This window comes from Faecalibacterium prausnitzii, assembly GCF_003324185.1.
Classification (GTDB): domain Bacteria; phylum Bacillota; class Clostridia; order Oscillospirales; family Ruminococcaceae; genus Faecalibacterium; species Faecalibacterium prausnitzii.
The window spans coordinates 130,648-153,622 of sequence record NZ_PXUP01000005.1; the positions used below are offsets into that span (position 1 = coordinate 130,648).

A 22,975-nucleotide genomic window follows, 5' to 3' on the forward strand; every position below is an offset into this window, starting at 1 on the left:
GGAATAAACGGCTTAAGCAAATATGAGGTGATATTGTGAAAAACAAAGAAGCAAACTTTCAGATTCTAAAAATAGCTGCGATGCTCATGATTGTTTCACATCATCTTGTGGCAAAGAATGCATTTAACATTGACACGCAGGTTATAGGAATAACAGGTAATAAACTTGCATTGCAGATACTAGGGAACAACGCTTTTATTGGCAATAACCTGTTCTTTTTGGTTTCGGCGTGGTTTCTGAGCAAAAAACCAGATGAAAAGGTAGATCTCAACTATTCGGCAAGGTCGTGCTGGAAAATTGAAAAAACGGTTTTATTTTACGGACTCTCGATGTGTATTGGCACATTTATTTTCGGGGGGGGCAGAGCAAAATATTACTGCTCCAATCTGTATTTCCAACACTGACAGGAATGTGGTGGTACCCAACAACGTACATGATTTTTCTTTTGATCTGGCCTTTCTATCACAAAGCACTTATGGGGTTCTCTGTGGATGTCCTAAAGCAGTTTACGACAGTCATGCTTGTGATTTGGAGTGTTTCAACAATTGTTCCGTTTATTAATTGGGGCGCTAATAATTTACTTGCGTTTTTAATGCTGTACTCAATTGTGATAATGATTAAAAGAATGGGAATAACGTATGAAAATCATAAATCAGGATTCAAGGCATTGATACTGATTCCATACAGTGTTGCCGTTATAAGTATTATTGTACTTGATTTAGTAGGGGAAAAGATATCATTTGCCGCAGAGTATAGTTGCTATTTCATGCGTGGAAATTATCGTCCTGTTTCTATGATGGTATCGATTGGACTCTTTATGTGGGGAACTTCATGGAAGGTAAGGACCAACAAAGTACTTGACTATTTGGCGGAAGCAACTTTTGGAGTGTACCTGTTCCATATGTATCCGGCTAATATGACGTATCTCTTTGAAAAGTTGTTTTCACTTCAGAAAGTGATTGAAAAACCATACGCCGTTTTATGGGTTGTTGCAGTTACCGCTATTATTTTTGTGACAGGAGTTGCAATTGACTCGTTGCGAAAGGCGATGTTCTCTAGCTTTGAATTTTTGACAAATTTGATTCGAGCAAAAAATAACTCAGCGTGTAGCTGAGAAAATGTGGCTCAGACTCTTTGAGATGAGTCTGGGCTGTTTTAGTGGGAGAGGAATTCGAGATGAAAAAAGTACTTCTAGTGACATTTTCAGACAATGCGGATCATCAGGATACGTTGTTTGGAATGTACGAAGAAATGAGAAATCGAAGTGACTGGGATGCTTACTTGCTTTGCATCAAGACTCCGAAGGTGGAACTCCAGAAATCAGATCATACATGGCTGGTTGACTGCCCGGAAAGGCCTGGTGTAACAAAGAAAACATTCAATCTCCCACTGTTGGTTTCGATTATTCATCGTATCCGCAAGGAACATTTTGACGCAATTTATTTTGAAAGTCTGCATACGTGGAATCTTCCGATTATGATTATGTCTGGAAAAGCCAAGACCTATCAGGTAATCCACGAGGTCATTCCACACGAAGGAGACAGTCAGGTCAAGATGGTTGATTTGATGAACAAGGCTGTGGTTAAGTTCGCAGATACGATTGTCCTGCGCAACAAAACCTATATTCAGGATATGATCGGCCGCTACGGAATCAGCGCAGACCGTGTAAAGTATCTGGAATTGTGGCGTAGATATCCAGCATATACGTCCCCGGTACATAGTAGTCGTGCTCTTTTCTTTGGGAGAATCAATCCTTACAAAGGTGCAGATAACCTGTTAGAGATTGTTCGCCTGTGCCCGGATATTCAATTTGATGTTATTGGTCGGGTTGATCCGCAGATGCAGAAAGTTGTTGAGCAACTTGCAAAAGAGAAAAATGTAAAGCTCAACAATGATTATGTCACTGATGAAGAAATGCGGGAGGCTTTCATTAACTGTGACTGGGTAATCGTTCCATATAATTCTGCTTCTCAGTCCGGCATTATTATCGACGCTTACAAGTATAGCCGACCTGTCATTGCGTTTGCTGTGGGTGCTATTCCGGAGCAGGTGGATGATGGGAAGAGCGGTTATCTTGTTGAGGCGGGCGATAATAAAAAGTTTGCGGATAAGCTAAAGGAAGCTATGAAACTGAGTACAGAAGAATATGATACGATGAGTAGCTATGCTTACCAGTATGGTAGTAAAAAATATGCAACAGGCGACGCTATGAATCGTTTTATGGAACTGTTCTGAATAATGGAGACGGAAAATGAAGCTGTTATATGTAACGAGTCAGTCAGGACGGAGAATAAACGGGTTTATGCGTTCGGCGATTATTGCAGCAAGACAATTGAATATTGATTTTACGATTGTCAGCAATATGGATCACGCAGACAAACAGTTATATGAAGAAGACTGCAAAACATACGGAATTAAAGCAGAACACATAGACTGCGACAGAAATCCGTTAGCAAAGAAGAACTACACGCTTGCTAAAAAACAGTTGCTCGATCTGATGAAGCGAGAAAAATACGATGTGGTTCATTGCAATACTCCGATTGGTGGTGTGTTAGGAAGAATCTGTGCAAATAAGGCTAAAATTCCGTATGTGATTTATGAGGCGCATGGATTTCATTTTTGGACAGGTGCCCCCATAAAAAATTGGATTTGCTACTATCCGATAGAAAGATATATGGCGCACTTTACGGATATGCTTATCACAATAAATGATGCAGATTATGTTCAGGCAAAAAAATTCCGGTTAAAGAAAAATGGTCGAGTAGAAAAAGTTCCTGGTGTTGGAGTTGATCTGTCAAAATTTGATAAGGAACAACGCAAAACAGAAAAGGGTGAGGAGATTCGTTTGTCTCTGAGAAAGACCTGGAACATAGACCCGAGTGCATTTGTTTTTGTATCTGTGGGAGAACTTAATGACAACAAAAATCAGGAAGTGGCGATTCGTGCCCTCGCAAAGGCCAATGATCTCAATTTTTATTATCTAATTTGTGGTGAAGGCGAAAACCGAAAGTACCTGGTAGAACTGGCCGAACAGCTTGGCGTTGGAAAACAAGTAAAACTGCTTGGATTTCAGAGCAACATTCCAGAAGTGCTCCTTGCATGTGATTGCTTTGTGTTTACGTCTTTTAGGGAGGGCCTGCCCGGAGCGCTGATGGAGGCAATGGCGTCAGGTTTGCCCTGTATTGCTTCAAAGATCCGTGGGTGTACTGATTTGTTGGGTGACAGTGATTATCTGTTTGACCCGAAGAACGCAGATGAGCTGGCAGATAAGATGAGGAGCATAGTAGATAAAGGCGAAAGACTGCGCGAGGTTACAAGAAATAGCAATAATGTTGTGAACTTCGATCTAGATCACGCCATTCAAAGTCTTAAGAAACTGTATAAGAGTGTAGAGGATAGGTAAGATGAGTAAGAAAATCATGCATCTTTTAACAGGAACGAGTTTTTCAGGGGCGGAAAACGTTGCATGCCAAATTATGGCGTGCTTTAAGAACGATGCAGAGTATGAAATGTTTTACTGCAGTCCAGATGGGAAAATTCGTGAGGCACTAAAAGAACGTAATGTGCGGTTTGCGCCGATGAAAGAATGGTCCTTGTCAGAAGTTAAGCGCATTATCCGTGAAGAAAAACCAGATATTATTCATGCTCACGACATGAAAGCATCTTTTTTTGCAGCATTGCTTTGCGGAAGGATTCCGCTGATTTCCCATGTGCATAATAATAATTTTGACTCTCGAGGAATCTCTGCGAAAGCGTTGTTTTACAGGTATGCTGCCCAAAAAGCAAAGCATATTTTTTGGGTGTCGAAATCTGCATATGAAGGATATGCATTTCATGAACAGTTCGAGGGAAAAAGCAGCATCCTTTATAACGTAATCGACGCAGAAGAAGTCTATAAAAAGGCCGCACAAGATGAAAAAGAATATGCCTACGATATTGTATATGTGGGTAGATTGACCCCCCCAAAAAACCCCCAGAGGTTGGTCAAAGTACTTGCTGGAATAGCAGAAAAGTATCCGAAGATGAAAGCCGCTATTATCGGCACAGGCGATTTGGAGGCAGAAACAAAGCAGGCGATTGCCGAGCACCATGCGGAGCATAGCATCGATATGCTGGGATATAGCAGCAACCCATATGGGGCAATGAAGCAGGCTAAAATTCTGATTATGACTTCGAGATGGGAAGGGCTTCCGATGTGCGCTCTGGAAGCAATGGCACTTGGTGTGCCGATTGTAAGCACACCGACGGATGGACTGAAGGAAATCGTCGATGATGGTAAGACAGGGTATTTGAGCGATGATGACGATGTCCTGATCGAGCGTTGCACGGATGTTCTGGAAAATAAAGAACTGTACCAGAACCTGCATCACGCTACATTGGAAAAGGCAGCGCAAATTCTGGATATTAAAACATATAAGGAAGCACTGGATAAGGTTTATCGGCAAACGATGTAAAGAAACAATAGGTGGGGAGGAAATATCAGCGTGAAAGCAAGAATAGCTCTTTTTACAGCAAACGTGCAAGGTGGAATTTTACAGCTAACCGTACAGTTGTACAAGACACTTGTCGAAGAAGGGTACGACGTGAAGGTTGTAATGCCCTATGAAATTCATGATACAGACATCAGCTTGATTGCAAAGACTGATCTCATCCAATACCATAAAGAAAAGAAAGTAATTGATCAGTCTCCTTATAAAAAAATAGCGGGCAGAATCAATAATATTCAGCCTGAGTTCATTTGGTATATGGACGATAGCGTGATATGTTCAAATGTTGGAATGTTTTTGAAAGGCGAAATCAAGCAGCTTTTAACGCTCCACGACGCAGGAACGCACCATCCTACAAATAACAGAAGCCTGCGGATGGTCTTATTGGAGAAATACACGGAATTCATAAATAGAAGGTTCTATAAACGTGTAGATAAGTTTGTGTTGATGTCTCCGGAGAGTGTTGTGACGTTTGGTAATCTGTATCCGCACTATAAAGAAAAAGCTGTAATGATAACGCTTGGAGCGCATCTGCCAGATGCAAATGAAATTAAGCCTGTGGAAATGAATGCAGAAAGCGATTATTTGCTGTTCTTTGGACGGATTGATAAATATAAAGGCATTGGAAATCTATTAAAAGTATATCAGGATATTTCGGATAAAGCTCTCCCGCTGGTTATAGCAGGCGGTGGAAATTTTACAGAGGAAGAAAAAAGCCTGATTAATCAGTGCAATAACCTCACAGTTATCAATCGGTATATCGATGATGGAGAAATGAAATGGCTACTTCATCATATGACGGCAGCCGTATTACCGTATATTGAAGCAACTCAAAGTGGTATTATTCCGCTGGCATATTTGTTTGGCAAGCCGGTTGTTGTATCAAATGTTGCGGGGCTGACACAGTTCGTTGTGAATGGAAAGACGGGCATTATATGTAGCACACAAAATGAGTGGAAAAATGCCCTGATTGAAATGACCTCTGAAACCGCAAGAGCCTTTGAGAAAGAGATTCTCGAGTACTATTCTAAGAATATGGACTGGAACGCAAATGTAAGGGGCATGTTAGAAAAAATTGAAGGGGAAAAATAATAATGCTGATAAACCAGAGAAGACCCAAAAAAGGATGTGCCCTCTTGTTGTTTATTGTGTTGTGGCACTATTTCTTTTCGTCATCGTTTGTCCTTCGACTTGATCCAAAGATTTTTTGGCCAACTATATTTGCCATAGCATTTGTGATTCTGCTGATGAAAAGAGAAGTGCTTCAAGGAACAGAATTAACGCTGTTTAAATTCTTGTATGTTGGTTTTCTAGTGTGCTTTCTTTCTGCGGACGCATGGACATCAATAATAAATGACGTGTATTTTTTTGTCTATCTTGGCGTTGCAGCTATGATAGGTAGGAACATTACAACAACCAAAGTTATGAAGACAACTCTTGGCTTTTGTGTCGTTCATTTGATCTGCATATACATTCAGGTATTTGTACCAAACGCCTATAAAAGTATCATCCTTCCGTTACTTCCGTCATATTCTCATGCGGATATTCTGTATCAGATGACATATAATGCCTCCTTTTATGGTTTTACGGTTCAAACTAGCATGGCAGCAATGTATATGACAATTGGTGCAATATGCGCAGCTATTTTTGCTAAGCATTCAAAAAGAAGTATTACGAAGATTTTATATATCGTTCTTGTTGCCTTGTTTTTAACAGGTGTGTTGTTTACAACACGAAGAGGTTCATTGTTGGCACTTTGTCTTGTGCTGGCATATATTTACTTTGACACAAGCGGAGGCAAATTTTCAAAGATAGTGTTACTACTTCTTGGTATCGCTTTTTTGCTTTCGGTTGGCGTAGATTGGATTCCAGGGATGCAAGGTCTGCTGGATAAATTTGATCGTCTTTCGGGCAATATGATGAATGGCAGACAAACTATATGGGGAAATGCATTATCAAATTTCTGGAATTACCCATTATTCGGATATGGAGTTGGCAATTCCAGTTTAGCTGGTGGCGGTGCATTAATAGATAATGCATATCTGGCGGTATTGGTTGAACGAGGTCTAATCGGTAGTGTTATTTGGTTTATACCAATCATTTGGACCTTCATCAAAACGTACAGCAAAAAGAAACATGCTTCGGATATGGATAATATTGCACAGGACTTCTCGCTTTATATTCAACTTCTATTTGTCATCATGAGCATGATGGAAAACTATTTTGGACAGGCTTTGGCAATGTTCATCTACTATGTGGCTGTTTTGTGTGAAGATTTTACAAGAATGAGGGGAAATTATGAAATTGATTAATCTAATTAAAAAAGTGATTGATCCTAATCATTGTTCAAATGAAGCATATATCAATTATCTTAAACGAAATAATATTTACGTTGGAGATCACACTATTTTTTATTCGCCGAGACATACATCGGTAGATATTCAAAAACCGCATCTGATTTCTATTGGATCCTATTGTAAGATAACGACTGGAGTTATTATTTTGGCACACGATTATTCGATTTCAGTGGCACGTCGTGTGTTTGGTGAATTTATTGGAGGCACGGCGCCAACAAAAATTGGCGATAATTGTTTTTTGGGAATGAATTCAATTATCCTTCCAGGAACGACGATTGGAAACAATTGTATTGTGGGTGCTGGATCCGTTGTCGGGGGGGGGGTACCCTGATAATGTTGTAATCGCTGGAAATCCGGCAAGAGTTATTTGCACACTGGATGAGTATTACCAGAAAAGAAAAAATAGATGGGTGGACGATGCAAAAAAATGTGCATTGGAAATTTATCATAATACCGGACGGCGGCCAACAGTTGAAGAAATGAAGGACGGTTTTTATTGGTTGTATGCTCCTCGAACACAAGAGAGCATAGAGTTACATAAAAATTTCTTCACCTTAACAGGTGATGATTATGAAGATGTCTGTAAAAATTTTCTGGCGTCTGACCCGGTCTATTTGTCTTTTGAAGATTTCCTTAAAGACTGTGGGATTTAACTTTTACATTAAGAAAAAACTACAAACATACTGAATATGGAGAGATTTAAATGATTATCACGAAAACACCATTTCGGATGTCCTTCTTCGGTGGTGGCACCGATATGGAAAGCTTTTTTAGGGAGAATGGTGGTGCTGTCCTTTCCACTACCTTCGACAAATATTGCTATGTGAACGTTCGTCATTTGCCGCGGTTCTTTGATTATTCTACAGAGCTTTCCTACTCAAAGACGGAGCGTGTAACAAACATCGATGATATTCAGCATCCGGCGATTCGAAATGCGATGAAGATGCTTGACATGCACGAAATCCGCCTTACATATGAAGCCGATCTCCCTGCACGTTCTGGCCTGGGAACATCTAGTTCCTTCGCTGTTGGAATGCTGAACGCATTTTACGCACTCAAAGGCAAGTATGCGGACAAGAAAAAGTTGGCGGACGAAGCAATTTACCTTGAGCGCAACCTGTGCCAGGAGGCCGGTGGCTGGCAAGATCAGATTGCAGCGTCTTTTGGCGGATTTAACCGAATCAATTTCAATGCGGACGGCTACGAAGTGCTGCCGGTTATTATCTCACCGGATCGTAAAAAGCAGCTTAATAAAAATCTGATGATGTTCTTTACGGGCTTTACTCGTTTCTCTTCTGATGTGCAGAAAGCAAACGCTGTAGGTAAGCAGGATAAGACTGCTCAACTTAAGGAAATGCTTGCGCTCGTTGATGATGCGGAGCGTGTTTTGACCGACAAGAACACTGACCTCGATGATTTTGGCAGAATGCTTGATCACACTTGGAAACTGAAACGTCAAACCGGTTCGGCTGTTTCGACTAATAGCATTGATGATTTGTACGCAAAAGGCATGGCTGCCGGCGCGCTGGGTGGAAAACTGCTCGGTGCTGGTGGCGGAGGATTCCTTGTGTTCTATGTGCAGCCGGATCACCAGGATGCTGTTCGTTGGGCAATGCGGGATTTGATGTATATTCCGTTTGAATTTGAAGACGGTGGAACGAGAGTTATTCATTATACACCGGAAATGTATGAACCAAAGAATTGAGGAAAGTTATGAATAGCAAATTGTGGAGAATAAGTCACCAATTGTATGTGGGGGGGGGCACACCACATTGCAAGGCTCATAGAAATCCTGTATAACGTGCTATGCGGAAATGGAATATCAGCGCAAGCGCGGATAGGTAAAGGAACAGTATTCTATCATCACGGAGTGGGATGCGTTGTGCATGAGCTATGTACGATTGGCGAGAATTGCCGCATATTCGGTAATGTTACACTTGGATGCAAATGGGCAGAAAACAAACAACCTGGGTTGCCGCCTCGAATTGGGAATAACGTGATGATTGGTGCGGGAGCAGTTATTTTGGGAGATATTAGTGTAGGAGATAATTCTATTATTGGGGCAAATGCTGTGGTTTTAGAGGATGTGCCGGAAAACGCGATTGCAGTTGGTGTTCCTGCAGTTATCAAGAGTAGAAATGTAATAGCATGAGGTATTGATAGATATAAAACAATGAAAACAGTAATAATGGCAGGCGGCAGGGGCACTCGGATTTCCTCTGTTGCCAGTGATATCCCCAAGCCGATGATAAAAATCGAAGGAAAGCCTGTTCTGGAACGTGAGCTGGAGTGTCTGCGCGACCAAGGATTCACAGACATTATTTTGACCGTTTCTCATCTCGGAAACATCATCATGGACTATTTCGGAGATGGTTCAGGCGTATCTCCGGCAACAGGAAAACCCTTTGGTGTTCATATTGAATACTATTTTGAGAAGGAGCCGCTGGGTAATGCTGGTGCGCTTTTCAAAATCAAGGATAAGTTGGATTCGGATTTTCTGTTGCTGAATGCAGATGCGGTGTTCGATGTGGATTTCAACCGGTTCGTTGCATTTCATAAACAGCATGGCGGTTTGGTTACTCTTTTCACACATCCAAATAGCCATCCCTACGATAGCGGACTCATTATTGCTGATAAAAATGGAGCTGTCGAGCAATGGCTGGCGAAGGAAGATGAACGCCCGGAATACTACCGCAACCGTGTGAATGCAGGACTTCATGTAATCAATCCAATTATCTTGGAGCGGTCAGGAATTGATGCGGACAAGGTTGGCACCGTTGGAGAGAACGGGAAACCCATCAAGGTTGACCTGGATCGGCAGCTCCTTAAGCCGTTGGCGGGTACCGGAAAGATGTTCTGCTACGATAGTCCTGAGTATGTGAAGGACATGGGTACGCCTGAACGCTATTACTCTGTATGCGAGGACTACAAGACTGGTCGCGTTTCCGGTAAGAATCTGAAGAACAAGCAGAAAGCGGTGTTCCTTGATCGGGACGGTACAATCAATAAATATGTGGGGTTCCTACGGAACATAGCCGAGTTTGAGTTGATGGACGGCGTTGCAGATGCAATCAAAAAAATCAATGCTTCTGGTTATTTGGCAATCGTTGTTACGAATCAGCCTGTGATCGCCCGTGGTGAAGTGTCCTTTGAAGAACTCGAAGAGATTCACAACAAAATGGAGACACTTCTAGGCAAAGAAGGCGCATATCTGGATGCCATCTACTTCTGCCCACACCATCCGCATAAGGGATATGAAGGGGAGCGCCCAGAACTGAAGTTTGACTGTGATTGCCGCAAACCGAAACCTGGAATGCTGCTGAATGCAGCACGGGATTTTAACATTGATCTGTCGCAGTCTTGGATGATTGGCGATGGGGAAAATGATATCAAGGCGGGTCAGAATGCCGGATGTCAGACTGCTTTGATTGGCTCTGAGTCCTGCGGACAAACTGTGACGGTATCGTCTTTGAAGGACTTTGTGGAAAGCTATTTGAGAAATTAAGTGTTCCATTATTGCAACTGAACGGATTGTGAAATAATAAAACAAGTGGAGTGGTTAAATGGGAATTAAGAATTCAAGAGGCGGCGATAAAATTCAAATTGTTGTAGCGATGCTGTGTTCAGTATTTGCAATGATTATTAACTACATGATTTCTTTTTTCCTAACGCCATATATCACGAATACATTGGGAACGGAAGCATATGGTTTTGTTTCGTTGGCAAAGACAGTGGCTAATTATGGTGTGATAATAACTAGTTGCTTGAATGCATATGCGTCACGATTTGTGGTAGTAGCCTATCACGAAGGAAATAAGAAACGAGCGAATTCATTCTATAGCAGTGTTGTAATTGCTGATGTTTTATTAATTGCGGTTAGCCTAGGTGCGGCACTATTTTTGGCAAAAAATATTAGATCGTTTTTCTCGGTTCCAGATGAACTACTGCATGACGTTAGAATCTTGTTTTATTTGGATATAGTAAACTGCATGGTTCTTGCGCTCGCTAATATTTATACGGTATCTGGATACATAAAAAACAGACTTCAGTATATTAGTGTTTCGAAAATTGTTACATACACCGCTGAGGCGTTGATTCTTATAGTACTCTTTTCCTTGTTTAAACCTAAGGTATGGTTTGTTGGAGCTGCATTGTTGCTTTCGAGCATTGTCTATGGAACAATCAATTTCGGCGTGAAGCAGAAATTAACTCCGGATCTTGTTTGCCGGAGCAATTCGTTTTCTTTTTCTGCTGTAAAGGAACTTCTAGGTAGGGGGCTGTGGAGTGCATTTAATCAAATCGGAAATCTTCTGAATACAGGTTTGGATCTTTGGGTTACGAACTTGATGTTGGATGCGCTAAAAATGGGACAGCTTTCGATTGTTAAGACAGTGGCATCAATGTGTTCTGCGCTTCCTCCACTAATTACACAGCCTTTTCAGCCGACGTTGTTGAAGCTTTATGCCGATAAGAATAAAGTTGGAGTGCGAGATACAATAATTTTTCAAATGAAGCTTTTGGGGATTCTATCAGGGGTCATTTTAGCAGGGTTCTCTGTATTGGGAGAGTCGTACTTTGAGCTGTGGACCCCCAACAATGATAGCAGTCTCTTAAATAGAATTGCTATCGTTACGTTGATTGGTTTTGTTTTTGAAAGTGTAGCAAATCCAATGTTTTATACCTATACGCTATCTTTGAAAAATACAGCTGCTTGTATTGTGACGGTGATTAGTGGCGCATTAAACGTGATTAGTATGTTTGTCTTATTGACATATACAGAACTTGATTTATATGCGGTCGTTGGAACAACTACGGTATTGGGGTTTGTTACATTCCTGATCTTTACCCCGCTATATTCGGCTTGGTGTATTGACTTACCGCTGATGTCATTCTATGGAGCAATCACAAGAATTGTGGTGTCAGATCTGATTCTTGTTAGTGTAGTAAGGATTGTTTTTGGCGGAATTATAGTAAAATCGTGGACGGGTTTTATAATTAACGTCTGCCTGATTGGACTATTTGGAACTGTAACTTATATGGTATGTGTATTTGACAGAAGTGAACGTTCAAAGATGATTGCATTGGCTAAGAAATTGCTTCATAAATGAGAGAGGAAAGAAAATGCGCGAGATAACAAGTTTGGATGAATTGAAAACCATAGAACTTTCAATCATGAAAAAAGTTCATCAGTTTTGTGAAGAAAAAGGAATCTGGTATGTTTTAACATACGGTACGCTGATCGGTGCTGTTCGACATGAGGGCTTTATTCCATGGGATGACGATATAGACATTTTTGTTATGCGGGATGGGTTTGAAAAGTTTGAAAGAGAATTCCCTCAATGGGGAGAATCGCATGGCTTGTTTTTAGCAGGACCAAATTCAAAAGAGCATTTCTTTCCTCGCGATTTGCTAAAGATATGTGATTCAAGAACTTCGTTAATTGAGAAGGCCTTCAAACGAACAGATCCAATTGGCGTTTTTGTTGATGTATGGGTATTAGATGATGCACCCCAAGATGAAAAAGAAATGTCGCAATGGATTAAGCAAGGGAATTTCTTGCGAGCAATGAATCTGTATGCAGATACGTCATGGGAATATGCAAAACAAAATATGAATTTAAGGTCGAAACTAATAGTTGGGCTGCTTAATTGGCATCGAACAGAATCAATACTTCGCCGACAACTGGCATTGGCAAAAAAGTATAGATCCGTACACGGAGAAAAACTCATATGCATTCAAGGTGATTGCATTCTATATGATCGCAAGGATTTTTCTGAGCGAATGTTGCACAGATTTGAAGATGGCGAATTCTATATTCCGTCTGGCTATGATAACATTCTAAGAAATACATATGGTGATTATATGACTCTGCCACCGATTGAACAACAAAAACCACACCATATACAGGACGTGTGGTGGAATTGAAATAATGTCGAGGGAATGAAATGAATAAAGTGAATGATCGACTGCTCAAACACATTGACCTGCTGGTAGAACGATACCCTTCTTTAGAATCGGCGAAGAATGATATTGTTGCCGCATACCTTTTGCTGGAGGAGTCCTATGAGAATGGTGGAAAGCTTCTTGTGGCTGGCAACGGTGGTTCTGCAGCAGACGCGGAGCATATCGTTGGTGAACTGATGAAGGGGTTCAAGCTGCCCCGTAAGCCTGAAACTGACTTCGCAGAAAAACTGGTTGCGGAAAATCAGGAACTCGGTTCTGTTCTGGCAGAAAACCTGCAGGGGGCGCTTCCGGCTATTGCGTTGGATGGTCATCCTGCTTTGTCCACAGCTTACATGAACGACTGTGAACCACTACTCTGCTTCGCACAGCAGGTCAACGGCTATGGTAAGGCTGGAGACGTATTCCTTGGCATTTCCACCAGTGGTAATAGCAAAAATGTGCTGTTTGCGGCGACAACCGCACACGCTAAGGGAATGAAGGTCATTGGACTGACGGGGGCAAAGGATAGCAAACTGAAGGATATGAGCGATGTGTGCATCAAGGCTCCGCAGACCGAGACCTATATGATTCAGGAATTACATCTGCCTATCTATCATTGCCTGTGCCTGATGCTGGAAGACAGATTTTTTGGGGAGAAGAACCATTAACTAGGCAATTGAAATGACAAAAAACAAGCGCTTACGAATGGTAGATAAAACTGAATCAGAATTCTAAAAATCAAGGATATCTTTAGAGACTGATGAGCACAGATAGTGCAAGCAGAAGCTTTTGAGAATGAAAGTTTTTGCTTTACAAAACTGTTCACCAAAAAGCGATGGAGGAGTGTACATGAATAAACAAGAAAGCGATATTCTGAACGCTCTGCTACTTGAGCCGTTCATCAATCAGCGTGTTTTAGCGGAGGTTTCGGGTCATTCCTTGGGAGTAGTAAACCGTTCCCTCAAGGAACTCATTAAGGCAGGGTATCTGAACGAAGCAATTTGTCCCACAGCCAAAGCTGTGTTAGAGTACAAGAATAAGACTCCCAAACGAGCAATTATCCTGGCAGCCGGTTTTGGTATGCGGATGGTCCCCATCAACACAGAAATGCCCAAGGGGCTTTTGGAAGTCAATGGTGAGCCTTTGATTGAACGCATCATCAAGCAGCTTCATGAAGTGGGAATTCAGGAAGTCTATGTTGTTGTGGGTTTCATGAAGGAAAAATATGAATACCTGATGGATGAGTATGGCGTGGAACTGGTGGTTAACCCGGACTATGCCGCAAAGAACAATCTGCACTCTCTCAGATTGGTAAAAGAGCATCTGGAGAATGCGTACATTGTCCCTTGCGACATCTGGTGTGACCGCAATCCGTTTCACCGTCATGAGCTGTACTCATGGTATATGGTCAGCGATCTTGTGGAAAACGAAAGCAATGTTCGTGTAAACCGCAAGATGGAACTGGTAACTGTGCCGGAAAACGCTGGCGGCAATGCGATGGTTGGTATCAGCTACCTTATAAAAGAGGACGCTGATACGGTGTCCAATCGTATAGAGGAACTTTGCAAGAAACCGCAGTACGATGGTTCGTTTTGGGAAGAAGCACTCTATAATAAGGATCGCATGATCGTTGCAGCTCGGGTGGTGCATTCGGCAGATGTTGTGGAAATCAATACCTACGAACAGCTTCGTGAGATCGACAGCGATTCCAACCAACTGAAAACGGATGCGATTCGTTTGATCTGCAAGGCATTGTGCGCAAAACCGGAGGAAGTCACGGACATCACAGTCCTGAAAAAGGGAATGACCAACCGTTCCTTCCTGTTTACCTGTAAGGACAAAAAGTACATTATGCGCATTCCAGGAGAGGGCACAGACCAGCTTATCAACCGCCGTCAGGAAGCGGCAGTGTATCATGCCATCGCTGATAAAAACATCTGTGACGATATTGCCTATATTAACCCGGATAACGGCTATAAGATCACAGAATTTCTGGAGGGTGCCCGGGTATGCGACCCTACCGACTATGAGGATGTCAAGAAGTGCATGAGCCGTTTGCGTGATTTCCATGCGTTGAAGCTGAAGGTGGCGCATGAATTTGACATTTTCGGGCAGATGGAGTTCTACGAAACCTTGTGGGATGGCACTCCTTCTGTCTACAAGGATTATGAGAAAACCAAAGCGAATGTCTGGTCTTTGAAGCCTTATATTGATGCTCATGTAGGTGAGAAGATTTTGACGCATATTGACGCAGTTCCGGACAACTTCCTGTTTGTCCAGAAGGATAGAAAAGAGGAAATTCGTCTGATTGACTGGGAGTATGCAGGTATGCAGGATCCTCATGTGGATATCGCAATGTTCTGCATTTATTCACTTTACAACAAGCGGCAGGTGGATCGCTTGATTGCGGCATATTTCACAGACGGTTGCGATGATGCGACACGGATCAAGATTTACTGCTACATTGCTGCTTGTGGACTGTTATGGAGCAACTGGTGTGAGTATAAGCGGAATCTGGGCGTGGAATTTGGCGAGTATTCCCTGCGGCAGTATCGCTACGCAAAAGACTACTACAGAATCGTTCAGGATGAACTGAAGAAATCAGGGGAAAGTGGGGCACAGGAAAATGCCTAAAGTAGAAAGAGCCATTATTATGGCGGCCGGGTTGGGAAACCGGATGCACCCGGTCACGCTGACAACGCCGAAGCCGCTGGTCAAGGTAAACGGCAAGCGGATGATTGATACGGTAATTGAGGGGCTGCACAAAAACGGCATTTCGGAGATATACATCGTGGTGGGCTATCTGAAAGAACAGTTCGCTCCGCTGGTGACAGAGTATCCCGGCGTTCGACTGATTGAAAACCCCTACTTTGATACCTGCAATAACATCGCATCCCTGTATGTGGCAAGAGATCACATCGAAAATGCGATTATTTTGGATGGCGATCAAATTATCTATAACCCGGATATTCTGGCTCCGGAGTTTGAGCGTTCCGGCTACAACAGCGTATGGACGGACGAGGAAACGGACGAGTGGCTGCAAACTGTAGAAGATGGAATCGTGACCTCTTGTAGCCGTACCGGCGGCAAGGGTGGATGGCAGTTATATAGCATTTCTCGCTGGACAGCAGAGGACGGAAAAAGACTGAAGCACCATCTGGAAATCGAGTTTGAACAGAAGCAGAATCGTCAGATTTACTGGGATGATGTGGCACTGTTCTGCTATCCGGAAGAATATCGACTGGGAATTCGTCCCATGAATCAGGGCGATATTATTGAGGTGGACAACTTCAGTGAACTGACTGCTCTGGATTCCAGCTACAAAAAATATGAGGGGGAAGCATAAATGAACAAAAATAGAGAGCGTGGGAAAATTGATTGGATGATAACGCTGCTCCCACTGACCATTATCATTGCCCTGTGCATTCTGTTCTTCTTTGCACCGGAACAGTCCAATGCCGTGCTGAGCCAGATCCGGTTCTTTTTCGGAGATACCTTTGGTACCTATTATCTGGTGATCGGACTGGGTATTTTCATCCTGTCACTGTACATTGCGTGTTCGAAGTACGGGGACATTGTTCTGGGTGAACCCAACGAAAAGCCTCAGTATTCCTTTTTTGCATGGGGATCCATGATGTTTACTTGCGGTCTTGCTGCGGATATCCTGTTTTACTCTTTTTCGGAATGGGTGCTGTATGCAACCGACCCCCATCTGGCAGAGATGGGCAGCATTCAGGATTGGGCGGGGGTATATCCCTTGTTCCATTGGAGCTTTATCCCGTGGGGTTTCTATCTGGTGCTGGCGGTAGCGTTCGGCTTTATGCTCCATGTGAGAAAGAGAACTCGCCAGAAATACTCCGAAGCCTGCCGCCCGATTCTGGGTAAGCACACCGATGGCTGGGCAGGTCGCATCATTGACCTGCTGGCGGTGTTCGCTTTGCTGGCAGGTACGGCCACTACCTTCAGCGTAGCAACACCGCTGATGGCAACCATCATCGGAGAGCTGTTCCATGTTGCTGTCAGTCGCACAGTCATCAATATCATCATCCTGTTGATCACCTGCGCCGTGTATACCTACTCTTTGCTGCATGGCTTCAAGGGCATCAGCAAATTGGCCAATGTCTGCATCTATCTATTCTTCGGGCTGCTTGCATTTGTCCTCCTGTTTGGCGGCGAGACCCGGTATATTATCGAAACTGGTTTCTCCTCACTGGGACGGATGATGCAGAATTTCATCGACCTTTCCACCTTTACCGACCCGCTGCGTACCTCCAACTTCCCCCAAAATTGGACCATTTATTACTGGGCCTACTGGATGGTTTGGTGTGTGGCAGCACCGTTCTTTATTGGCAGCATTTCCCGTGGCAGAACGGTACGCCAGACAATTTTGGGCGGCTATGTGTTTGGCGTGGGCTCTACACTGACCAGCTTCATTGTGCTGGGTAACTACTCCATGGGACTGCAAATGACTGACAAGGCGGATTTTATCGCGAAATATCTGGAAAACGGCGATATGTACGGCATGATCGTGGATATGATCAAAACCATGCCGGGTGCACCGGTCGTTATGGTAGCTGTTCTGATTACGATGATTGCTTTCTATGCAACGTCCTTTGATTCTATCGCACTGACAGCTTCCTGCTATAGCTACCACACTCTCAAGGACGATGAACAGCCCAATAAGGGCATCCAGCTGATGTGGTGCATCCTGCTGATTCTGCTGCCCATTGCATTGCTGTTTGCGGAAAGCTCTATGAACAATCTGCAGTCGGTCAGCATCGTGGCGGCATTCCCGATTGGCGCAGTCATCGTGATGATTGCGGCGAGCTTTTTGAAGGATGCTAAAAAATATCAAGCAGAGCTGGAAACGTATCAAAACGAATAAATTGATAAGATAAGACAATGCAGCCATGCACCAGCATGGCTGTGCTGCTCAAATGTGCTACCTCTCCGTGGTGAGCAGCAGGCAACGGATAATTATCCGGCTAAAGGCACATTTCTATTCGTCAATTCACTCTTTGGATGGGGAAAAAACTATAATGGGAAAATATTTTGGAACCGATGGCTTCCGTGGTGAAGCTGGTATTGATCTGACCGCTGACCACGCCTACAAGGTTGGTCGTTTTCTGGGCTGGTATTATAATGCACTGCGCGAGCGCAACGGCAACAATGAGCCTGCCCGCATCGTCATCGGCAAGGACACCCGCCGCAGTTCCTATATGTTCGAGTACAGCTTGGTTGCTGGTCTGACTGCCTCCGGCGCAGACGCCTATCTGCTGCACGTCACCACCACGCCTTCTGTAGCTTACATCGCCCGGGTGGACGACTTCGACTGCGGCATCATGATTTCCGCCAGTCATAATCCCTACTACGATAACGGCATCAAGCTGATTGACTGCTATGGCGAGAAGATGCCGGAGGAGATCTTGCTGTTAGTCGAGGATTACATTGACGGCAAACTCCATGTGTTCGATAAAGACTGGCCGGAGCTGCCCTTTGCCCATCGTGAGCATATCGGCTGCACTGTGGACTATGTGGCAGGCCGCAACCGCTACATGGGCTATTTGATCTCTCTGGGCATCTATTCCTTCAAGGGTGTCAAGGTTGGTCTGGACTGCGCCAACGGCTCTAGTTGGAACATCGCTAAGTCTGTGTTCGATGCTCTGGGAGCTGATACCTATGTCATCAATGCACAGCCCAACGGTCTGAACATCAACAACAATGCTGGTTCTACCCACATTGAGGGTCTGCAGAAGTTCGTGGTAGAGAAGGGACTGGACATCGGTTTTGCCTATGACGGCGATGCTGACCGTTGCCTGTGTGTGGATGAAAAGGGTAATGTCATCACTGGTGACCACATTCTGTACATCTACGGCTGCTATATGAAGGAGCGTGGCAAGCTGCTGACCAATACCGTCGTTACTACGGTCATGTCCAATTTTGGCCTGTACAAGGCTTTTGATAAGCAGGGGATTGGCTACGCTAAGACTGCGGTAGGCGACAAGTACGTCTACGAATACATGGCTAAGAATGGCTGCCGTATTGGCGGTGAGCAGAGTGGTCATATTATCTTCAGCAAGTATGCCAGCACTGGTGATGGTATCCTGACCAGTCTCAAGATGATGGAAGTCATGCTTGCAAAGAAGGTTCCCATGAGCAAGCTGGCTGAGCCCCTGAAGATCTACCCGCAGGTGCTGGAGAACGTCCGTGTGACCGACAAGAAGGCCGCACAGAACGACCCGGCGGTGCAGGAAGCAGTTAAGGCTGTGGCAGAAGCGCTGGGCGATAGCGGTCGTATTCTGGTGCGTGAATCCGGTACTGAGCCGGTCGTGCGTGTGATGGTGGAAGCACCTGACCATGATACCTGCCAGAAGTATGTGGACGAAGTAGCCAATGTGATTTGCGAAAAGGGATATAAGGTTTAACCTTGCGGATTTTATCACAGCGGAGTAAAATAAAAGTACCAGAAATCAATCTTCAGCCTCTTTAACCCCATCCCACCCTATGTACCGTACTTCTACATCATCAAACCCACTCCAGCTCAGTCTTTGACCACAGTGGTTGCAGAAGAGCTGGTACTCACGCTCTATGGTGGTTCCGCATCGTGGACACTTTGGAAACTCAGCCCCCACCTATACGAGCATACAATTTTTACTTTCCAAGGCCATCGGTAAGTAGGGGAGAGCAGAAGCTCATATAGCATCCGTGTGGGCAGTACATCCCACTTCCAGTCATCATCGAACCAATCTAATTTATTCTTCATGTGATTTACACCTCCAAGATTATTGTAAGATGTATCACATGATGATGTGAATGAACTCATAACTTCTTGCTTTTTTGATAAGTTGGAGAAAAATATGCAAACGACAAAACTGTATGTTGAATACATTGTAATTGGTATGGAGTCGTTAGTTTGGATAGTTTTATTGGTTTTGATGTGTTTAGGAAAATCGTCACTTGTGTTTTTTGATTACTGTATTCAAAATTTGTTGACGTCCATATTTATGATTGGAGCTTGCTATGTTCTGGGATTGTTGACGGATCGTGTTGCTGATAGATTGACAGATAAAAAGAAAAGGCGAATAAAGAATCGTTATCCGATTAAAGCGAGCACAAGCATTTTGGTGTGGGAAAAAGTCAAGCAGGACACATTTGCAGCATTTACATTGTCCCGGATTAGAATTCTAAGATCAACTATGGTAAATTTTGCAGTAATTGGTGTCGCTGGAATGCTAGTGTCGTTTTGTGTGTATTGCAATGGGATACTGGGAATATTGTCGTTAGTTTTTTTTGAAATAATGGCCTTAATTGCGTGGCAAGCGCATACAAGTCTTCTGATTAACTATTATAGAAAAACGCAGAATCTTGAACGGGACATGGCAAACGAAGAAGAAAAAATATAGAGGCATTGTAGTGACACTTGAGGAATAGGCATTAAAAATTTGAAGTGTGGGAGTGTGAACTCCCATTGCTGCTTGAAGCTTTGCACACCTCTCCGTGGTGAGCAGCAGGCAACACGGTAAAAAGTATTGTGACTAAGAATGTGAAGGACAATTTTATGATGGAGGGATTATTTGTGAATTTAGTGGAGCAATTTCAAAATTTATTTGACCCATCTACGGCACTGGGAGCATTCCTAATTAGTCTTGCTTCTGGAATTGTTGTTTCTTTTTTGGGCGGATTTTTCAGCGGTAGAAGTTACCAAAAGAAAATCGACAAGGAAAATAGCATAGAAGTACAAAAAGCAGGTGAGATACTACAGGATATCCGTAAAGAAAGTACGCCGAATGTAGGTGATGAAAAAATTAAAAAAACAAATAGTATAAAAGCAGGAACGGTAACAGGTGCAATTAAACAGGATGTCGAAGAATAAGGAAGTACATTATGCTGAAATATGCATTTGAGACAATAAGAAAATTACTCCACAAAAATGTGAAGCAGAATAGTATTCGGGTTGGTACTGTGGAAAATGGAAATATATATCAAGATTCGGTAGTAAAAATTGAAAATCCAGCGACCGCAATTAATCATATAAAAGATAATCCGGAGGATTTGAAGATAACATTTGATTCAATCTCTAATGTTTTACTAAAGGAAAATAGGGCTTTGCCACAAGGATATCAAGTGGCTGTAAGCATGAAAGATGGCAAAGCGGATTTATGTAGTGAACCGATAAATGAAGAAGCACGGAAGAAATATCCTCAGAGAGTAAAAGCAAAAGCTAAAATTGATATTCCAACAGGTATGTCATTTCAAGAGGCGTTAAACAGGGCAAGAATCTCACAAAGACCCATTAATGTTGAAATGCTCGATATGCAAAAGATGATTGGAGATAAAATTGATCCATATCAGGACCGATTTCAAAGGGAGTGGAGAAGTAGTACATATAGGATTGTTCCAGAGGCTCTACCGGCAGGAATGAAGTGTGTAATAGGTATTGAAAACAGCCCATACCAATACAATACTGTTATGAGAATTCAACCGGTTGACCCGGATGCTAAAATAGTAAAAGTATCAAATAAAGAGTATGCAGAGGATTTTATATTGACCTTGACCTATCATACCGATACTGAAATTACAGATTTTTCTTATGAGTTTACTGCGAAAACGTGGAAAAATATATATATTTTTTTGAATTTTATGAAGGCGGCAACTCCAGAAAATAGGCTATATGTCCATGTGACAGAGCAAAATCAAGATTTATTTAGCGTTAAGCTTGACCGTGTTTTGCTTGGGGATGAATATGACAGTATAGACTTCAATCTTGATATTGCCAAAAGATTAGTTATGATCGAAAATCAATACGGAATTCAATTTCCGATTGATCAAGCACTATCCAATGAAGATACTGAGTTGGTGTGGTTCTTGTCTGATAGCATAATGGGAAAACCAAGTGGATTTACATGGGAAAACTTTAATATGACTGCGAATTTTTGCTTGGAGAATCCGGAAGGATTGGATGTGGATACTTGCTTAGAATTCAAAGAAACTGCAAGCATTACTATATTAGGGAAAAAAATTGCTGATCTGATTATAAAAGTTGAGCTTGAAGCTGTAAAAATTGCTAACATATATGAAGTGAAAGAGGCGGTTAGGGCACATAAAACTGAGCAGATACTGATTTCTCTGATTCCGGGTAGTAGGGGAAATCATGGAACAAGAATTGTAGAAATATAAGATATGTATATTATCTTCATATATACACGGCACTATACTTAAACTACTAGAAAGAAAAGAGATTCCTAAAATGAACCGCGCCGCGCGCGCAAGCCCGGTGGAGGGCGGAAGTCATCAAAGCCGGAGTACAGCGCATCCAAGAACCTGGCACAGCAGATGAAAGCAGCTGCTGACCTTTATACGGACGAAATGAGCCTGCAAGTCATCGCAGATGCACTGTCCCTTAACCCCATCAAGGTTCGGAAGCTGCTCATCACAGCCGGGGTCTATGAGTCAGACACGGCAAAGCTCGTCCAGCAGACGTTCGGTTCTTTTAGAAGCACGCAGAGTTATTCTGCTGCTGTCACCTCCACTATGTCGGCTTTGCAGTTGTCCCGCCCCTCTGTGACCTCTTATCTGCCGTATGAGAAAGGCGTGTACTTCCCGGAGGAAGCTGAAGCAGCGAATATCAGTGCCGGGGCAGAGCGGCAGCGACACTACCGAGCTGTGGTTGCGCTGAGGAAGGATCCCTGCGAAGAAAACCTCTGGAAGTGTGTGGTGGCTTTTCGGGGATACAAGTTCAAGACGATGTCCGGCTTGCCCTTTACATATACGCTGAAAAAGGGCAGGGGAGATGAGTTCACCAAGGAGCTGTGGATTGACCGCAGAGAGGATAGCAAGAGCCTTGCTTGGAGTTCCGTGACGCTGGCGTATCACAATATCGGTAAAATCGGAGAGGTAGTGGACAGACCTAAGGCTCTGGGAGATATCCGGGGTGTGTCGTATATCTATGGGCTGTTCTACCGATTTGGCCTGATCGACGTGCCGGACAAGGTTAAGGAGAAGATGGCGAAGCAATAAGAAAACGAGACATATTTTGTTTTAAAATGGAATGTGATATAATAAAACTGGCGGTTTACCGTACTACATGAAAAGGGCAGGTGAATGTGCAAATGTACATCATTTGTCAAAATTCAACACTTTCATCAGCTATCGATGCAGTTGCTAAAGCAGTCAGCTTATTATGTTTGA

At 43.1% G+C, this 22,975-nt stretch carries 23 protein-coding genes; all 23 read left to right on the forward strand.

The window, feature by feature from the left end; all coding sequences use genetic code 11:
- Positions 1 to 35: 35 nt before the first annotated feature.
- The 23 genes from C7J97_RS05050 (at position 36) to C7J97_RS15355 (ending at position 22,804) form a co-directional block, all read left to right on the forward strand.
- Positions 36 to 404, forward strand: a complete 369-nt coding sequence (locus tag C7J97_RS05050; protein WP_113992184.1) for a hypothetical protein — start codon at positions 36 to 38, stop codon at positions 402 to 404.
- Complete coding sequence (locus C7J97_RS05055; protein WP_341458538.1) at positions 332 to 1,114, forward strand: acyltransferase family protein; 783 nt, start codon at positions 332 to 334, stop codon at positions 1,112 to 1,114. The genes C7J97_RS05050 and C7J97_RS05055 overlap by 73 nt, the downstream gene beginning before the upstream one ends.
- Before the next feature lie 62 nt (positions 1,115 to 1,176).
- Entirely contained in the window at positions 1,177 to 2,235 is a 1,059-nt protein-coding gene (locus C7J97_RS05060) for a glycosyltransferase family 4 protein (protein WP_113992182.1), read from the forward strand.
- Positions 2,236 to 2,251: 16 nt separating this feature from the next.
- Positions 2,252 to 3,403, forward strand: coding sequence for a glycosyltransferase family 4 protein (locus C7J97_RS05065; protein WP_113992181.1), 1,152 nt, complete (start codon positions 2,252 to 2,254; stop codon positions 3,401 to 3,403).
- A 1-nt stretch (position 3,404) separates the two neighbouring features.
- A complete protein-coding gene (locus C7J97_RS05070) occupies positions 3,405 to 4,454 on the forward strand; it encodes a glycosyltransferase (protein ID WP_113992180.1) in 1,050 nt (349 codons plus the stop codon).
- A 30-nt stretch (positions 4,455 to 4,484) separates the two neighbouring features.
- Positions 4,485 to 5,579 carry a glycosyltransferase family 4 protein gene (locus C7J97_RS05075; RefSeq protein WP_113992179.1) on the forward strand — a complete coding sequence of 365 codons (1,095 nt, stop codon included), beginning with the start codon at positions 4,485 to 4,487 and terminating at the stop codon, positions 5,577 to 5,579.
- Positions 5,580 to 5,581: 2 nt separating this feature from the next.
- Positions 5,582 to 6,799: an O-antigen ligase family protein gene (locus tag C7J97_RS05080; protein WP_113992178.1), complete on the forward strand. Its 1,218-nt coding sequence runs from the start codon at positions 5,582 to 5,584 to the stop codon at positions 6,797 to 6,799.
- Positions 6,786 to 7,175 (forward strand): acyltransferase, encoded by a 390-nt coding sequence (locus C7J97_RS15335; RefSeq protein ID WP_113998214.1) that lies wholly within the window; start codon positions 6,786 to 6,788, stop codon positions 7,173 to 7,175. The genes C7J97_RS05080 and C7J97_RS15335 overlap by 14 nt, the downstream gene beginning before the upstream one ends.
- Positions 7,176 to 7,254: 79 nt before the next feature.
- A complete protein-coding gene (locus tag C7J97_RS15340) occupies positions 7,255 to 7,497 on the forward strand; it encodes a hypothetical protein (RefSeq protein ID WP_147232744.1) in 243 nt (80 codons plus the stop codon).
- Between the two features lie 50 nt (positions 7,498 to 7,547).
- Entirely contained in the window at positions 7,548 to 8,549 is a 1,002-nt protein-coding gene (locus C7J97_RS05090; RefSeq protein ID WP_113992176.1) for a GHMP family kinase ATP-binding protein, read from the forward strand.
- Between the two features lie 294 nt (positions 8,550 to 8,843).
- The gene (locus C7J97_RS15345) at positions 8,844 to 8,996 is read left to right on the forward strand and encodes a hypothetical protein (RefSeq protein ID WP_242983443.1); all 153 of its coding nucleotides are present in this window, start codon (positions 8,844 to 8,846) and stop codon (positions 8,994 to 8,996) included.
- Positions 8,997 to 9,017: 21 nt separating this feature from the next.
- The gene (gene gmhB, locus C7J97_RS05100; protein ID WP_113992175.1) at positions 9,018 to 10,349 is read left to right on the forward strand and encodes a D-glycero-beta-D-manno-heptose 1,7-bisphosphate 7-phosphatase; all 1,332 of its coding nucleotides are present in this window, start codon (positions 9,018 to 9,020) and stop codon (positions 10,347 to 10,349) included.
- A gap of 58 nt (positions 10,350 to 10,407) precedes the next feature.
- Complete coding sequence (locus tag C7J97_RS05105) at positions 10,408 to 11,952, forward strand: oligosaccharide flippase family protein (RefSeq protein ID WP_113992174.1); 1,545 nt, start codon at positions 10,408 to 10,410, stop codon at positions 11,950 to 11,952.
- A 31-nt stretch (positions 11,953 to 11,983) separates the two neighbouring features.
- Positions 11,984 to 12,769 (forward strand): LicD family protein, encoded by a 786-nt coding sequence (locus C7J97_RS05110; RefSeq protein WP_170126637.1) that lies wholly within the window; start codon positions 11,984 to 11,986, stop codon positions 12,767 to 12,769.
- Between the two features lie 20 nt (positions 12,770 to 12,789).
- Positions 12,790 to 13,455 carry a D-sedoheptulose-7-phosphate isomerase gene (locus C7J97_RS05115; protein WP_113992172.1) on the forward strand — a complete coding sequence of 222 codons (666 nt, stop codon included), beginning with the start codon at positions 12,790 to 12,792 and terminating at the stop codon, positions 13,453 to 13,455.
- A 181-nt stretch (positions 13,456 to 13,636) separates the two neighbouring features.
- Positions 13,637 to 15,421, forward strand: coding sequence for an NTP transferase domain-containing protein (locus C7J97_RS05120; protein WP_113992171.1), 1,785 nt, complete (start codon positions 13,637 to 13,639; stop codon positions 15,419 to 15,421).
- Positions 15,414 to 16,133 carry an NTP transferase domain-containing protein gene (locus C7J97_RS05125; protein ID WP_113992170.1) on the forward strand — a complete coding sequence of 240 codons (720 nt, stop codon included), beginning with the start codon at positions 15,414 to 15,416 and terminating at the stop codon, positions 16,131 to 16,133. Before C7J97_RS05120 ends, C7J97_RS05125 begins: the two co-directional genes overlap by 8 nt.
- Entirely contained in the window at positions 16,134 to 17,672 is a 1,539-nt protein-coding gene (locus tag C7J97_RS05130; protein WP_113992169.1) for a BCCT family transporter, read from the forward strand.
- A gap of 154 nt (positions 17,673 to 17,826) precedes the next feature.
- A complete protein-coding gene (gene glmM / locus C7J97_RS05135) occupies positions 17,827 to 19,212 on the forward strand; it encodes a phosphoglucosamine mutase (protein ID WP_113992168.1) in 1,386 nt (461 codons plus the stop codon).
- 474 nt (positions 19,213 to 19,686) lie between these two features.
- A complete protein-coding gene (locus C7J97_RS14975; protein WP_207657561.1) occupies positions 19,687 to 20,190 on the forward strand; it encodes a hypothetical protein in 504 nt (167 codons plus the stop codon).
- A 173-nt stretch (positions 20,191 to 20,363) separates the two neighbouring features.
- Positions 20,364 to 20,660: a hypothetical protein gene (locus C7J97_RS05150; protein WP_146746928.1), complete on the forward strand. Its 297-nt coding sequence runs from the start codon at positions 20,364 to 20,366 to the stop codon at positions 20,658 to 20,660.
- 11 nt (positions 20,661 to 20,671) lie between these two features.
- A complete protein-coding gene (locus C7J97_RS05155; RefSeq protein ID WP_112121309.1) occupies positions 20,672 to 21,964 on the forward strand; it encodes a hypothetical protein in 1,293 nt (430 codons plus the stop codon).
- Between the two features lie 156 nt (positions 21,965 to 22,120).
- The gene (locus C7J97_RS15355) at positions 22,121 to 22,804 is read left to right on the forward strand and encodes a hypothetical protein (RefSeq protein ID WP_242983441.1); all 684 of its coding nucleotides are present in this window, start codon (positions 22,121 to 22,123) and stop codon (positions 22,802 to 22,804) included.
- Positions 22,805 to 22,975 lie beyond the last annotated feature (171 nt).

Coding starts and splice junctions, on each gene's coding strand:
- gmhB (WP_113992175.1), top strand. CDS start 9,018: ATGAAAACAGTAATAATGGCAGGCGGCAGGGGCACTCGGATTTCCTCT.
- C7J97_RS05120 (WP_113992171.1), top strand. CDS start 13,637: ATGAATAAACAAGAAAGCGATATTCTGAACGCTCTGCTACTTGAGCCG.
- C7J97_RS05090 (WP_113992176.1), top strand. CDS start 7,548: ATGATTATCACGAAAACACCATTTCGGATGTCCTTCTTCGGTGGTGGC.
- C7J97_RS05070 (WP_113992180.1), top strand. CDS start 3,405: ATGAGTAAGAAAATCATGCATCTTTTAACAGGAACGAGTTTTTCAGGG.
- C7J97_RS05155 (WP_112121309.1), top strand. CDS start 20,672: ATGCTGAAATATGCATTTGAGACAATAAGAAAATTACTCCACAAAAAT.
- C7J97_RS05130 (WP_113992169.1), top strand. CDS start 16,134: ATGAACAAAAATAGAGAGCGTGGGAAAATTGATTGGATGATAACGCTG.
- C7J97_RS05065 (WP_113992181.1), top strand. CDS start 2,252: ATGAAGCTGTTATATGTAACGAGTCAGTCAGGACGGAGAATAAACGGG.
- glmM (WP_113992168.1), top strand. CDS start 17,827: ATGGGAAAATATTTTGGAACCGATGGCTTCCGTGGTGAAGCTGGTATT.
- C7J97_RS05115 (WP_113992172.1), top strand. CDS start 12,790: ATGAATAAAGTGAATGATCGACTGCTCAAACACATTGACCTGCTGGTA.
- C7J97_RS14975 (WP_207657561.1), top strand. CDS start 19,687: ATGGAGTCGTTAGTTTGGATAGTTTTATTGGTTTTGATGTGTTTAGGA.
- C7J97_RS15335 (WP_113998214.1), top strand. CDS start 6,786: ATGAAATTGATTAATCTAATTAAAAAAGTGATTGATCCTAATCATTGT.
- C7J97_RS05105 (WP_113992174.1), top strand. CDS start 10,408: ATGGGAATTAAGAATTCAAGAGGCGGCGATAAAATTCAAATTGTTGTA.
- C7J97_RS15355 (WP_242983441.1), top strand. CDS start 22,121: ATGAAAGCAGCTGCTGACCTTTATACGGACGAAATGAGCCTGCAAGTC.
- C7J97_RS05060 (WP_113992182.1), top strand. CDS start 1,177: ATGAAAAAAGTACTTCTAGTGACATTTTCAGACAATGCGGATCATCAG.
- C7J97_RS05080 (WP_113992178.1), top strand. CDS start 5,582: ATGCTGATAAACCAGAGAAGACCCAAAAAAGGATGTGCCCTCTTGTTG.
- C7J97_RS15345 (WP_242983443.1), top strand. CDS start 8,844: ATGATTGGTGCGGGAGCAGTTATTTTGGGAGATATTAGTGTAGGAGAT.
- C7J97_RS05125 (WP_113992170.1), top strand. CDS start 15,414: ATGCCTAAAGTAGAAAGAGCCATTATTATGGCGGCCGGGTTGGGAAAC.